The organism is Pseudoxanthomonas yeongjuensis, from assembly GCF_010093345.1.
Lineage (GTDB): Bacteria > Pseudomonadota > Gammaproteobacteria > Xanthomonadales > Xanthomonadaceae > Pseudoxanthomonas_A > Pseudoxanthomonas_A yeongjuensis.
Genome location: NZ_PDWT01000022.1, coordinates 1 through 538 on the forward strand (window position 1 = coordinate 1; position 538 = coordinate 538).

Here is a 538-nt window from a genome sequence, read left to right on the forward strand (position 1 = left end):
GGCCCAGGGCGCGCAGCAGGGCCAGCGTGTCCGGGCTGATGCCGCGCTCGACCTGGAGCGTGCCACTGCGCATGTCCTGGTGGATGCGCGGCTGGCTGGTGGCCTCGGCGATGTTCATGCCGAAGTCGACCACGTCGACGATGCTCTGCATCACCGTGCCCGGGATGGTGTTGCCGCCGGGGCTGCCGGTGACCATGCGCACCTTGCCATCGCGCAGGAGCAGCGTCGGCGACATGCTCGACACCGGGCGACGGCCTGCACCGATCACGTTGTTGGTCGCCCGCGAAGGATCGGTGGCCATGTCGCGCTGCGCCTGCAGCGAGAAGTTGCCGACCAGGTTGCCAAGCAGGAAACCGGTGCCTTCGGCCATCACCCCGGCGCCGAAGTCAAAAAAAACATCACGCATTAAGTTCATCAGTGTTATTCCTTCGTTGTCTTCACCAGTCTGATATCATATATTCTTGAGCGATATATAGTAGACCTTTTCAATGATCACATAACATAAGACAATACTAACAAACGCGAATACAGCCAATAA

The 538-nt window shown here is 59.1% G+C and carries 1 protein-coding gene; it reads right to left on the reverse strand.

All coding sequences use genetic code 11. The features are described 5' to 3' along the window. The coding region (locus tag CSC74_RS17350) for a gamma-glutamyltransferase (RefSeq protein WP_211369686.1) at positions 1 to 415 on the reverse strand (415 nt) is incomplete at its 3' end. Positions 416 to 538: the final 123 nt, after the last annotated feature.